Origin of the sequence: Paucisalibacillus globulus, assembly GCF_900184735.1 — a bacterium.
Taxonomy (GTDB): Bacteria; Bacillota; Bacilli; order Bacillales; family Amphibacillaceae; genus Ornithinibacillus; species Ornithinibacillus globulus_B.
Genome location: NZ_LT855387.1, coordinates 265,591 through 278,170, shown reverse-complemented (window position 1 = coordinate 278,170; position 12,580 = coordinate 265,591). Strand labels below are relative to the sequence as shown.

12 protein-coding genes and 1 other annotated feature are annotated in these 12,580 nt (G+C 35.3%); all 12 genes read left to right on the top strand.

Going from position 1 to position 12,580, the window contains the following annotated elements:
• Positions 1-18: 18 nt before the first annotated feature.
• The 12 genes from recD2 (at position 19) to BN999_RS06940 (ending at position 12,566) form a co-directional block, all read left to right on the top strand.
• Complete coding sequence (gene recD2 / locus BN999_RS06995; protein ID WP_096270672.1) at positions 19-2,337, top strand: SF1B family DNA helicase RecD2; 2,319 nt, start codon at positions 19-21, stop codon at positions 2,335-2,337.
• A 75-nt stretch (positions 2,338-2,412) separates the two neighbouring features.
• The gene (locus tag BN999_RS06990) at positions 2,413-2,607 is read left to right on the top strand and encodes a hypothetical protein (RefSeq protein WP_042146097.1); all 195 of its coding nucleotides are present in this window, start codon (positions 2,413-2,415) and stop codon (positions 2,605-2,607) included.
• Between the two features lie 48 nt (positions 2,608-2,655).
• The gene (locus tag BN999_RS06985; protein WP_096270671.1) at positions 2,656-3,723 is read left to right on the top strand and encodes an AI-2E family transporter; all 1,068 of its coding nucleotides are present in this window, start codon (positions 2,656-2,658) and stop codon (positions 3,721-3,723) included.
• Between the two features lie 41 nt (positions 3,724-3,764).
• Positions 3,765-3,971, top strand: a binding site (T-box leader).
• Positions 3,972-4,035: 64 nt separating this feature from the next.
• The gene (alaS, locus tag BN999_RS06980; RefSeq protein ID WP_096270670.1) at positions 4,036-6,678 is read left to right on the top strand and encodes an alanine--tRNA ligase; all 2,643 of its coding nucleotides are present in this window, start codon (positions 4,036-4,038) and stop codon (positions 6,676-6,678) included.
• 107 nt (positions 6,679-6,785) lie between these two features.
• Positions 6,786-7,055 (top strand): IreB family regulatory phosphoprotein, encoded by a 270-nt coding sequence (locus BN999_RS06975; protein ID WP_096270669.1) that lies wholly within the window; start codon positions 6,786-6,788, stop codon positions 7,053-7,055.
• A complete protein-coding gene (ruvX, locus tag BN999_RS06970; RefSeq protein ID WP_096270668.1) occupies positions 7,056-7,469 on the top strand; it encodes a Holliday junction resolvase RuvX in 414 nt (137 codons plus the stop codon).
• A gap of 16 nt (positions 7,470-7,485) precedes the next feature.
• Positions 7,486-7,770, top strand: a complete 285-nt coding sequence (locus BN999_RS06965) for a DUF1292 domain-containing protein (protein ID WP_096270667.1) — start codon at positions 7,486-7,488, stop codon at positions 7,768-7,770.
• A gap of 144 nt (positions 7,771-7,914) precedes the next feature.
• On the top strand, positions 7,915-9,042 hold the full coding sequence (gene mltG, locus BN999_RS06960; RefSeq protein WP_096270666.1) for an endolytic transglycosylase MltG: 1,128 nt from the start codon (positions 7,915-7,917) through the stop codon (positions 9,040-9,042).
• A 223-nt stretch (positions 9,043-9,265) separates the two neighbouring features.
• Positions 9,266-9,907, top strand: coding sequence for an O-methyltransferase (locus BN999_RS06955; RefSeq protein WP_096270665.1), 642 nt, complete (start codon positions 9,266-9,268; stop codon positions 9,905-9,907).
• A 14-nt stretch (positions 9,908-9,921) separates the two neighbouring features.
• Positions 9,922-10,581 (top strand): uridine kinase, encoded by a 660-nt coding sequence (udk, locus tag BN999_RS06950; RefSeq protein WP_096270664.1) that lies wholly within the window; start codon positions 9,922-9,924, stop codon positions 10,579-10,581.
• Between the two features lie 116 nt (positions 10,582-10,697).
• Positions 10,698-11,174 carry a transcription elongation factor GreA gene (gene greA / locus BN999_RS06945; RefSeq protein WP_096270663.1) on the top strand — a complete coding sequence of 159 codons (477 nt, stop codon included), beginning with the start codon at positions 10,698-10,700 and terminating at the stop codon, positions 11,172-11,174.
• A 681-nt stretch (positions 11,175-11,855) separates the two neighbouring features.
• Entirely contained in the window at positions 11,856-12,566 is a 711-nt protein-coding gene (locus BN999_RS06940; protein ID WP_096270662.1) for a YrrS family protein, read from the top strand.
• The last annotated feature ends 14 nt before the right edge of the window (positions 12,567-12,580 follow it).

Genomic DNA, 12,580 nt, shown 5'->3' with positions numbered 1-12,580 from the left:
TTAAGTGAGGTATCTGGTATGGAAAATAGTCAATTGGAACAAGTAGATGAATATATAAAAGGGGAGCTCCTCTATACTATTTTTCAGAATGATATAGAGCATTTTACTATTGCAAAAGTAAAAGTACTTGATACCAATTTAAATTACAACGAAAAAGAAATTGTGGTAAAAGGATATTTCTCACAATTGCTTGAAGGAACTGTCTACCAATTTTTTGGACAACTTGAAAGACATCCTAAATATGGTCAGCAATATAATGTGACTACTTACCAAAGCTTTATTCCAAACACAAAAGATGGATTAATTGCCTACTTATCTAGTGATATGTTTCATGGAATTGGAAAGAAAACAGCAAAAAAAGTGGTAGATACTTTGGGGGAATCTGCAGTTTCTAAAATCTTAAATAACCCCGAAGTACTCCAATCCATACCAGGTTTAAAGAGTGATGCTGCAATAACAATTTCCAAAACACTGCAAGAAAACCAAGGTTTTGAACATGTTGTGGTCAGTCTTTCAAAATATAATATTGGGTTAAAAATGGCCCAAAAGGTATACGAAAAGTATAAAGATCAAACGGTTGAAAAGTTAGCAGATGACCCATATCAATTTGTTTTTGATATTGAGGGATTTGGATTTAGAACAGCAGACGAGATTGCTAGAAAAAATGGTATATCCCTGTCCAGCCCCAATAGAATTGGGGCTGGATGTATTTATGTTTTGCAGAAGAGTGTTGTAGATGGACATGTTTATCTACCATTACAAGTGTGTATACAGGAAGTTCTGATGTTGTTGCAAAACTCGGAACAACCATTAACAGAAGAACAACTAACTAATGTCATAGAAGAATTAAATAAGGAAAAGAAACTAATACTTTTCCAAGGGAATGTATATCTACCCTCACTTTACTATGCAGAGGATGGATTTGCATCTAGTATCAAGCGAATCATTATGCAACAGGTTGAAGAAGAAACCACACTAGCAGACCTAATGAAAATAATTGGCCAAATAGAAGAGGAAGAAGTTCTAAGCTACGGAAAAGAACAATTTGCTGCCATTGAAAAGGCATTAAAGTCGAAATTAATGATATTGACTGGTGGACCTGGAACAGGCAAAACTACGGTAATTAAAGGTATTATAAAAGCTTATGCTGCTATCAATCAAGTATCTATTGAGCCGAACAACTATCAACATAAAAAGGATTTTCCCTTTGTCCTTGCTGCGCCAACAGGTAGAGCTGCAAAACGATTAACAGAATCAACGGGATTACCAGCATTAACGATTCATCGATTATTAGGATGGAATGGTAGTGAAGGGTTTGAGAAGGACGAACATGAACAGTTAGAGGGTAAGTATTTAATTATTGATGAGTTTTCCATGGTGGATATTTGGCTTGCCAATAATCTATTTAAGGCAATTCCAACCAATATGCAGGTATTACTGGTAGGAGATGAAGATCAACTTCCTTCTGTTGGACCTGGGCAGGTATTATCCGATTTACTAGAAAATACTAGCATACCTAAAGTAAGTCTGCATGAAGTTTATAGGCAAAAAGAAGGTTCTAAAATAATCCAATTAGCCCATGGAATTAAAAATGATAACTTGTCCATGGATTTGTTAGAAAACGATAAAGATTTTAGTTTTATTTCATGTCGTGAGCATCATGTTGTTGATGTCATTACCCAAGTTTTTGAAAAAGCAATGAAAAAGGGATTGGATATAAAAGATATTCAGGTTTTAGCACCGATGTATAAATCACAGGCAGGAATAACCCTTATAAACAAAGCTTTACAAGAATTAATTAATCCTAGGACTAAGGGGAAAAGAGAAGTAACAGCAAATGATGTCGTTTTTCGGATTGGAGATAAAGTTATCCAATTGGTAAATCAACCGGAAGACCAGGTATTTAACGGAGATATCGGTGAGGTTGTTGCCATTTTTAGAGAAAATGAAAATACAGAGAATGTAGAGCAATTAGTAGTTCTATTTGATGATCGTGAAGTAGTCTATGAACGAAAGGACTATATTAATCTAATGCATGCTTACTGTATTTCTATCCATAAATCACAGGGAAGCGAGTTCCCTATTGTGATATTACCGGTAGTATCATCCTATCATCGTATGTTAAGGAAAAATCTATTATATACAGCAATCACTCGAGGGAAACAATCATTGATTATATGTGGTGAGAAACAAGCATTTTCTCGAGGGATAAAAACACTAGACACAAACAAACGGTATACATCATTAAAGGAACAATTAATAGGAAGGCTAGAAGACTTACCTGTACCTCATGAAGATGAAGAAGAAGAGGAAATTTCTCCCTACGATTTTATGTAGTTATGTATATTTAAAGAAATCTCGGGCAAGCATAACATAATACTTATAATTTAATTTCAGGAGAGATTAGTACTTATGTTAATGCGATGCCCGAACTGTAGTAGTAAAGATATTGGAAAAATAGGGTCACAACAATTCTATTGTTGGAACTGCTTTGTAGAGATGTCTATAACAGGTAATGAATTAACAATACATCAGGTAGAATCAGATGGTAGTTTAAGTTCTTTGAATGACTTGTTTACAGAAGAAGAGAGAAAGCTAGAATGGTAAACCTATAGGTCGAATGAGTAACTAAAGAGACTTAGAGGGGTGTGCCATGTGTTTTCTTCTAAAAAACCAGTTAATTTTCTATATTGGATTATCTCTGGTATTTTACTTTTTCTTTTCATTTTTTTGCTAGTAAAGCTTTTTCCTTATTATAAGGCTTTTTTTTCTTTCATATGGCATTTGGCTGCACCTTTTTTAATCGCATGTCTAATTGCTTATTTGCTTTATCCAATTGTACAGAAAATACATCAGTATAATATACCAAGAAGTATTGCAATATTAATGATATATCTACTCTTCTTCGGAATAACTGGGTACTTGATATATCGGGTTTACCCAGCAATTGTAACCCAACTAAGAGATTTAGATGAGTATTTACCACAACTAGTAGCAATGTATCAAGACATCATGTACCAAATTTATGAATCAACTTCATTTTTACCGGAAACTGTCCACGATAAGATAGATGAAATGATCCGGAATTTTGAAGAGTCAATAGATGCTTTAATTGGTAATTTAATTGGTGGAGTAACCAAAATAATTGATTTCATTGTCATTTTAACGGTAATACCAGTATTGGTTTTTTACTTTTTAAAGGACTACAGAAAGATCAATGACTACATAAAACGATTATTACCCCGAAAATACCGTGAACCTGCAAGCAACCTAGCCCACGCTATTGACGAAGGACTTGGTGGATATATAAGAGGGCAATTGCTAGTTTGTTTGTTCGTAGCCATCACGAGTTACCTAATATACCAGTTCTTGGACTTAAAATATGCTCTATTGTTAGCTATTTTTATGGGGCTGATGAATTTCATTCCATATTTTGGTCCGATTATTGGAGCTATTCCTGCGATACTAATTGCTTTAACTATTTCTGGGAAGATGGTACTTTTCGTGGTGATTGGGGTATTTGTTATTCAACTCATAGAGAGTAATTTATTATCCCCATATATTGTGGGTAAAAGCATTAAGATTCACCCAGTAGCCATTATATTTGTCCTACTACTAGGTGGAAAACTTTTTGGTGTTTTAGGGATGGTTCTAGCGGTTCCAACATTTACCATATTTAGAGTGATAATAAAACATTTGTGGATTATGATTAGAGTTAATTGACATTTATAGTAAAGTTAACTATAATATCGCTAGTTATATTAATTATCTCGATGATGGTTATAAGTACATGGCACTCGATTTGTAGAGAGGGATTTCCCAAGGCTGAAAGAAATTCTAAGTTAGAACCATGGAAAGCTAAACCTGAGTACGGCTAATCCCCGTCGGTTCGCAACCGTTAACATGCCAAAAGTGATGAACAAAATCTTGTTCATAATTAGGGTGGTACCGCGTTTAATCTCGTCCCTGCTATTAAAGCAGAGAGGGGATTTTTTTGTTTTCTACAGAAACACAAAGATAAAAAGGAGGATATATATGAAAAAACTAACATCAGCTCAAATTAGACAAATGTATCTTGATTTCTTCCAAGAAAAAGGTCATAAAGTAGAACCAAGTGCATCACTAGTGCCACAAGATGATCCAACATTATTATGGATTAACAGTGGAGTTGCTACTTTAAAAAAATATTTCGATGGACGGGTTATTCCAGATAATCCCCGAATAGTGAATGCTCAAAAATCCATTCGTACTAACGACATAGAGAATGTAGGTTATACAGCAAGACACCATACATTCTTTGAAATGCTTGGTAATTTTTCAATTGGTGATTATTTTAAAAAGGAAGCTATTGAATGGGCTTGGGAATTTCTTACAAGTGAAAAATGGTTAGGATTTGATCCAGAAAGGCTATCTGTTACCGTTCATCCAGAAGATGATGAAGCGTATGACATGTGGTTAAATGATATTAAACTTCCAAAAGAACGAATTATTCGCCTTGAAGAAAACTTTTGGGATATTGGAGAAGGTCCTAGTGGACCAAATACGGAAATATTTTATGATCGTGGCGAGTCTTATGGTAGTGACCCAGAAGATCCGGAATTATATCCAGGTGGAGAAAATGATAGGTACCTAGAAATTTGGAATCTTGTATTTTCTCAATTTAACCATAATCCAGATGATACATACACTCCATTACCAAAGAAAAATATCGATACTGGTATGGGGTTAGAACGTGTTGTATCTGTTATTCAAGATGCTCCTACCAATTTTGAGACGGACTTATTCATGCCTATCATTAAGAAGACTGAGGAATTAGCAAATGTTAAATATGGTGTGAACAAGGAAAGTGACACAGCATATAAAGTAGTTGCAGATCATATTAGAACGGTGAGTTTTGCTATTAGTGATGGTGCATTACCTTCAAATGATGGTAGAGGCTATGTTTTAAGAAGATTGTTAAGAAGAGCGGTCCGGTTTGCAAAAGAGATTGGAATTGAAAAACCGTTTATGTATGAATTAGTAGACACAGTAGGACAAATCATGAAAGAGTTCTACCCTGCAGTAATAAATCAACGTGAATTTATACAAAATATTATTAAGGTTGAAGAAGAGCGTTTCCATGAGACGTTGAATGAAGGTCTTGAAATGTTAACTGATCTTATTGAAAAAGAAAAAGCAAATCAATCCACTATTTTCCCAGGACATGAAGTATTCCGTTTATATGATACGTATGGTTTTCCAAAAGAATTAACTCAGGAATATGTAGAGCAACTTGGATTTACAGTCGATGAAGCTGGATATGAAGAGGAAATGGAAAAACAACGCGAACGTGCTAGAAGTGCACGTCAAAAAGTAGACTCTATGCATGTACAAGATGAAGTATTAAGTCAAGTTAATGTTGAAAGTGAATTTGTAGGTTATGAAACATTAGAGAAGGAAACAAAAGTTGTCGCAATCATAAAAGATGGTGAATTAGTAGACGTTGCAGAACAGGGTGAAGAAGTGTTACTCTTTCTACAAGAAACACCATTCTATGCAGAGAGCGGTGGTCAAATTGCAGACCAAGGAGTCATTTCTTCTCAGAATGGATCAGCACTTGTAAAGAATGTCCAAAAGTCTCCTAAAAATCAGAATATACATCATGCCGTGATTGAGAACGGTGTACTACAAGTAGGGGACGACATAAATGCCTTAGTTGATGTAGACTCTCGTAACTTGATTATAAAGAACCATACTGCAACCCATTTACTTCATCAGGCATTAAAAGATGTTCTAGGAAAACATGTAAATCAAGCTGGATCATTGGTAGCACCTGAACGGTTACGATTTGATTTCTCACACTTTAGTTCCGTTACCAAAGAGGAATTGGAAGAAATTGAAAAGATTGTAAATGAAAGAATATGGGATTCTATTCACCTTAATATTAGCTTCAAGAATCTGAAAGAAGCAAAAGAAATGGGAGCCATGGCTTTATTCGGTGAGAAGTATGGCGAAATTGTCCGTGTTGTACAAATTGGTGACTATAGCTTGGAATTATGTGGTGGCTGCCATGTTCGTAATACATCAGAAATCGGTCTCTTTAAGATCGTTTCAGAAGGTGGAATTGGTGCAGGTACAAGACGAATTGAGGCTGTAACAAGTAAATTTGCTTATGATTTCCTTTCAGGTAAGTTGAATTTATTACAAAATACAGCACAACTATTAAAAACAAATGAGGAAAAGGTACCAGAACGTGTCGGTTCATTATTCCATGAAATGAAGGAATTACAGAAAGAAAACGAGTCACTAGGTGCCAAGCTTTCAAATTTAGAGGCTTCTTCGATATTGGATCAAGTACAAGAAGTAAGAGGAATTAACGTATTAGCACAAAAGGTTAATGTTAAAGATATGAATCAATTAAGAACGATGCTAGATGAATTAAAACAAAAGATAGGTTCTGCAATTGTTCTACTAGCAGCAGAAAATGATAATAAAGTACAATTAGCTGCAGGAGTTTCAAAAGATTTAATTGATAAGGGTCTACATGCAGGAAATCTAATTAAACAAGCAGCACAGCTTTGTGGCGGTGGAGGCGGTGGTCGTCCAGATATGGCACAAGCAGGTGGTAAAGATCCAAGCAAAATAAATGAAGCTTTACAATACGTGTTGGAATATGTAGAGTTGAATTTACAAGGATAATATAGATTCTAATAATAACCATCATTCTACTCGCTTAAATTATTATATTTAATCTTTTAAACGTGATAGAATGGAAATAGAAACAAAAAGTGGAATGAGGTGTCGTGATGAGTTCAATCGATAAAACAATGAAATTCAACTTTTCAGAAGAGCCATTTGATCGAGATATTAAAGAAATTCTAATGACTGTCCATGAGGCACTTCAAGAAAAAGGCTATAACCCGATAAATCAAATTGTTGGCTATCTATTATCAGGTGACCCTGCCTATATTCCAAGGTACAAAGACGCAAGAAATTTAATCCGTAGAATTGAACGCGATGAAGTAATTGAAGAACTTGTTAAATATTATCTAGAACAGCAATATGCAGGTAAATAAATGAAGATAATGGGTTTAGATGTTGGCTCAAAAACAATAGGTGTTGCAGTTAGTGATGGTTTGGGTTGGACAGCTCAAGGTTTAACTACAATTAAATGGGATGAAAATGAAATTGACTCTGCTGATATTCAGCTAAAGGAGATTATCAAGGAGCATCATGTAGAAAAAGTTGTAATTGGGCTACCTAAAAATATGAATGGCTCAATCGGTGAACGTGGTGAGGCATCAATAAGCTATGCTGAACATATTGAAAAAGTACACGGTTTACCAACTGTTCTATGGGATGAACGCCTGACTACCATGGCAGCTGAGCGTGTATTGCTTGAAGCTGATGTAAGTAGAAAAAAGCGTAAAAAAGTAATTGATAAAATGGCCGCAATGATGATTTTGCAAGGCTATCTTGATCAAAAATGAAAAGGAGATTACATTTATGGCTATTGAAGAAAAAGAACGCATCATCATTCCAGACGAAAATGGTGAAGAGCATTTATTTGAAGTACTTTTCACATTTGATGTGGATGAAACAGGGTATTCCTATATCGCTGTAGTACCAGCAGAGCAAAAAGACGATGAAGAAGTAGAAGTTTACGCTTTCCGTTACGAAGAAAAGGAAGATGAAGACCTATCATTGTTTGCTATTGAATCTGATGACGAATGGGATATCGTAGAAGAAATGCTAAACACCCTAGCAGAAGAGGAAGATTTAAAAGAGTAGGTTAATGTATCTTTAATCTTGTATGAAAGTAGGTGCCACCTTGGGGGTACCTACTTTTTTGTGTGGATAGTAAAAGAATTTAATAAATCCTAGCGTATATTGTCTTTTTTTAGTATAATATACCGGATGAGAGGGGGATAATGGATGTCTGAGGGTAAAGATAAAAATAAAAACAAACGTAATTTTAGAGATAATCTAGTCGCTAGAGGAGAAGATGCAAGAACAGTTCGTAAAATTGTTGCAATCGTTATCTTATCTCTTCTTATAGTCCTTGTTGTTGGAGGTATATCTGGATATACATATGTTAAATCAGCACTAGAACCAGTCGACCCAGGAAATGAGCAAGGTGTAGAAGTTGAAATCCCTTTAGGATCATCAACCTCAGGAATTGCTGAGGTACTAGAAAAAAGCGGAATTATAAAAGACTCCATGATTTTTCGGTTCTATATTAAGTTTAAGAATGAATCCGGATTTCAGGCAGGTAACTATACATTTACAAAAGCAATGACTTTGGATCAAATTATTGAATCGCTAAAGAGTGGCCGTATTATAAAAGAACCTGTACATCGAGTAACAATACGTGAAGGTTTAACAATTGATGAAATTGCAGCTATTTATGCAGATAAATTACCAATTTCTGAAGATGATTTCATAGAGAAGGTAAACGACCCTGATTATATTAATCAATTAATGCAAAAATATCCATTCTTAACAGAAGATATACTTAATCCTGATTTAAGGTATTCTCTTGAAGGGTATTTATTTGCTGCAACGTATGACTTTTATGAGGAAAGCCCACCGATTGAAACGATTATTGAGAATATGTTAGACAAAACACAATCTGTTTTAGGTCAGTACATGGATGCCATTACTGAAAAAGGTTTAACAATTCATGAAGCTGTTACGATGGCTTCATTAGTTGAAAAAGAGGCTGTAACAGATGATCAACGTAAGAAAATAGCAGGGATCTTTTATAACCGTCTCGAGGCAGATATGAGATTAGAAACGGATCCAACGGTTCAATATGCACTCGGTCGTCATAAGGAAAAGGTACTATTAAAAGATCTTGAGGTAGATTCACCTTTCAACACATATAGAAATGATGGATTGCCAATTGGCCCGATATCGAATTTCTCACAGAATGCATTTGAAGCGGGAATAAATCCGGAAGAAACAGATTTCTATTTCTTCCTGCATGATGGCCAAGGAAATATACATTATGCAGAAACGTTTGAAGAACATTTGGTTAATAAAAATCAACATATACAATAACTAATGAGGAAGTGTGAATATATTTCACATTTCCCGTTTTTTTGGTAATAAGGGACATATTACAGTAGACTAGCAGAAGTTATTGGTCTGTTATGAATAGTAAAAGCAAGTATCACTTTAGTGAAGGTGGGACTACAAAAGGTTGTCTAGAGTGATATTTTCGAACATATTTCCACTTTAATTTGGTATCCTAATAGGATAAGTATAAAAATGAGGGTAAAAAATGGATGAATTGTTAAATAATTATTTAGTTAAGCATCTTCCCCATACGGAAGATTGGGTAAAGGATTTGGAAAAGCAAGCAAAAATTGACCATGTCCCAATAATGGATCCAATCGGAATAAATTTTTTAATGCAACTTATTCGGTTGCATAAACCACATAAAATATTAGAAATTGGGAGTGCTATTGGTTATTCCGCTTTAAGAATGAGCGAAGCAAATCCCAGTTCAAAAATTACTACAATTGAACGTGATGATAATAGGTTTGAACAAGCAGTCCAAAATATAAAATTGCTTAATAAAGACAACACGATTGAGATTATTCATGGAGACGCATTAGAAGTATTAATAGAGCTTGCTGATAATGGCGATCAATATGATTGCATATTTATCGATGCTGCTAAAGGACAATATATGCGTTTCTTTGAATTATCACAGCCACTCTTAGCAGAAAACGGGCTTATAGTAACCGATAATGTTCTGTTTAAGGGGCATGTCTATGACCCTAATTTTGAACATCCGAGACATAAGAAAATGGTTGAGAAAATAAGAGCATATAATGAATGGCTGGTAAACCATCCAGATTATATTACAACAATATTACCTATTGGTGATGGGGTTGCTATTAGTGTTAAAAAATCATGAAAAGAGGTAGCAAGATGCAAGACAAACCAGTAGTAATTGGTGTTGCAGGTGGTAGTGGTAGTGGAAAAACATCTGTAACTAAATCAATCTGCCAGCGATTTACTGATAAGACGATTCTTGTAATTGAACAGGACTATTATTATAAAGATCAAAGTCATTTACCATTTGAAGAACGTTTAGAGACTAATTATGACCACCCTCTAGCTTTCGATAATGACTTATTAATTAAACATGTACATTCATTATTAAATCATAAACCAATTGAAAAGCCGATATATGATTATAAAATCCATACACGTTCAAAAGATGTTATTAACGTGGAACCTAAGGATGTTATTATCTTAGAAGGCATTTTAATTTTAGAGGATCCCCGATTAGTTGATTTAATGGATATTAAAGTATTTGTGGATACAGATGCTGATTTACGAATTATTAGAAGATTACTTAGAGACATAAAAGACCGTGGAAGAACATTAGATTCTGTTATTGATCAGTATTTGAATTCTGTTCGTCCTATGCATTTACAATTTGTTGAGCCAACAAAAAGATATGCTGATATCATTATCCCTGAGGGGGGAGAGAATCATGTTGCTATCGACATAATGGCAACAAAAATCGAGCATATATTGTCAAAAAATAACGAAAATAGTTTGAACAAAAGTATTGAAAATTAAAATAAAATCTGCCATAGTTATGGTTAGTATACTTTTTAGTTACTCGTTGCATTATATACAACACAACCAAAGTATGATAGTTGGTAGCAGTAGATAGATAAAAGGAGTGTTTTTTTATGGCTGTAGAGAAAAGTTATTATATGACGCATGAGGGGAAAGAGAAATTAGAAAAAGAGCTTCTTTACTTGAAGACAGAAAGAAGACAAGAAGTCGTAGAGCGAATTAAGGTAGCACGTGATTTCGGTGATTTATCCGAGAACTCCGAGTACGATGCTGCAAAAGATGAGCAAGCATTTGTGGAGTCACGCATAGCTCAAGTTGAAAAGATGATTCGTAATGCAGTAATTATTGAAAATGATAACCAAAATCCTAATATGGTATCTCTAGGTAAATCAGTTACATTTAAGGAATTGCCTGACGGAGAAGAAGAAACCTATACGATTGTAGGAAGTGCTGAAGCAGATCCATTTGAAGGAAGAATTTCCAACGATTCACCGATGGCAAAAAGTCTACTAGGCCATGAAATAGGTGAAGAGGTAGCTGTAACAACACCAGGTGGAGATATCCAAGTAAAAATACTTAAAGTTGAATAGAAACACAAAAAGCGGAGTAGATGCTCCGCTTTTTATATTCATCCATTTATTTAATAAAATACAACTTATATTAAGTTTTATATTCGCAGTTAATTAGAAACTGTGCGGTAACTAAGCATTATGGTAGCGCATCATACCCGCTACGGAAATACACTCCGCTTTTACTGTCAGCACAGGGGCGACATCTGTTCGAAAGTACCTCACAGTGTCTACCTTGCCGCGGCGGCTGGTGAGCCTCCCGCTTACGCACTGCGGGGTCTCACCGATGCCTATCCTCCAGCAGGAGTCTCCGTGTATTTCCTTCGCTGAGATAGAGTAAATAGAAATATTGGTGTTCAATTGCTGGCAATGCAAGCTAATTACTATCTTTAATTAGAAAACTAAACTAGCGCAGGCAGAATACGAAGACTCCTGCGGGAAATGCACGTGTCCGAAGACCCCTAGAGAGGCGAACTTTCCTCGAGGAGGCTGAGTCCGGGCCCGCGGAAAGCATAGTATTCTGCCGGAGCGGTGTCGTACTGCTATAACCATGAACTATTGGGTATTTGAACTAGTTACCGCGCAGTTTCTATCAATTATGTAATTAACAACAAAACAATTTAAAATAAAAGATAAGGATATTATTCCTAGAATATAAATTATGTTAATATAATAACGTATACATAGGGAGGGGAAGATTGTATGAGTGATTTTGATAGATATACTCGTGTTAACAAATTCGAAAAAAGACGCAAAAATACAAAGTTAATGTCCATATTAATTATTGCTGGAAGCTTCCTTATTATTCTTTTAATCGGTCTTTGGATATTCGGACCAGATGAAGATCCTGAGCAACCGAATAACATCGCAAGCTCAAATGATGATACGACAGAGAGTGAAGAACAAGCTGAAGAAGAAAATATAGATGAAGACGGGACAGAAACTGGACAAGACTCTGCAGATTCAGAGGAAAGTTCTTCTCAGAACGAGGAAGGTGAGAGTGATGGCTCAGAATCTGAAACTGATGATAAAAATGAAAATATGCAAGACCCAGGTGAAAAAGAGCAAGTAGACCCTGCTGCAAATGACGATGTTGTAGTAGAGGCATATACAAAAGAATGGCAACCAATCGGTACTGAACAAGAAGGGCCACATTCAGTGGTGTATGAAGACGGTTCTCAGGACAGATTGGAAATGGAAAAAGCACTTCAATATGCTACTGGTTTATCAGAAGATAATATCATCACTTGGTGGCTACAACGAAATGGTGACCAAAAGGTGATTGGTACTGTTTCTGATAAAGCGGAAACACAAACCTACCGAGTATATATAAGTTGGGTAGATAATCAAGGTTGGCAACCTACTTTAGTAGAGGTTTTAAGTGAAAATGATCAAAAATGGAGATTTGAATAGGTCTATTTAATAGG

Excerpts from the sequence above, each read along its gene's own strand:
- BN999_RS06955 (WP_096270665.1), top strand. The coding sequence starts at position 9,266 with ATGGATGAATTGTTAAATAATTATTTAGTTAAGCATCTTCCCCATACG.
- BN999_RS06965 (WP_096270667.1), top strand. The coding sequence starts at position 7,486 with ATGGCTATTGAAGAAAAAGAACGCATCATCATTCCAGACGAAAATGGT.
- udk (WP_096270664.1), top strand. The coding sequence starts at position 9,922 with ATGCAAGACAAACCAGTAGTAATTGGTGTTGCAGGTGGTAGTGGTAGT.
- ruvX (WP_096270668.1), top strand. The coding sequence starts at position 7,056 with ATGAAGATAATGGGTTTAGATGTTGGCTCAAAAACAATAGGTGTTGCA.
- alaS (WP_096270670.1), top strand. The coding sequence starts at position 4,036 with ATGAAAAAACTAACATCAGCTCAAATTAGACAAATGTATCTTGATTTC.
- BN999_RS06975 (WP_096270669.1), top strand. The coding sequence starts at position 6,786 with ATGAGTTCAATCGATAAAACAATGAAATTCAACTTTTCAGAAGAGCCA.
- recD2 (WP_096270672.1), top strand. The coding sequence starts at position 19 with ATGGAAAATAGTCAATTGGAACAAGTAGATGAATATATAAAAGGGGAG.
- mltG (WP_096270666.1), top strand. The coding sequence starts at position 7,915 with ATGTCTGAGGGTAAAGATAAAAATAAAAACAAACGTAATTTTAGAGAT.
- greA (WP_096270663.1), top strand. The coding sequence starts at position 10,698 with ATGGCTGTAGAGAAAAGTTATTATATGACGCATGAGGGGAAAGAGAAA.
- BN999_RS06990 (WP_042146097.1), top strand. The coding sequence starts at position 2,413 with ATGTTAATGCGATGCCCGAACTGTAGTAGTAAAGATATTGGAAAAATA.
- BN999_RS06940 (WP_096270662.1), top strand. The coding sequence starts at position 11,856 with ATGAGTGATTTTGATAGATATACTCGTGTTAACAAATTCGAAAAAAGA.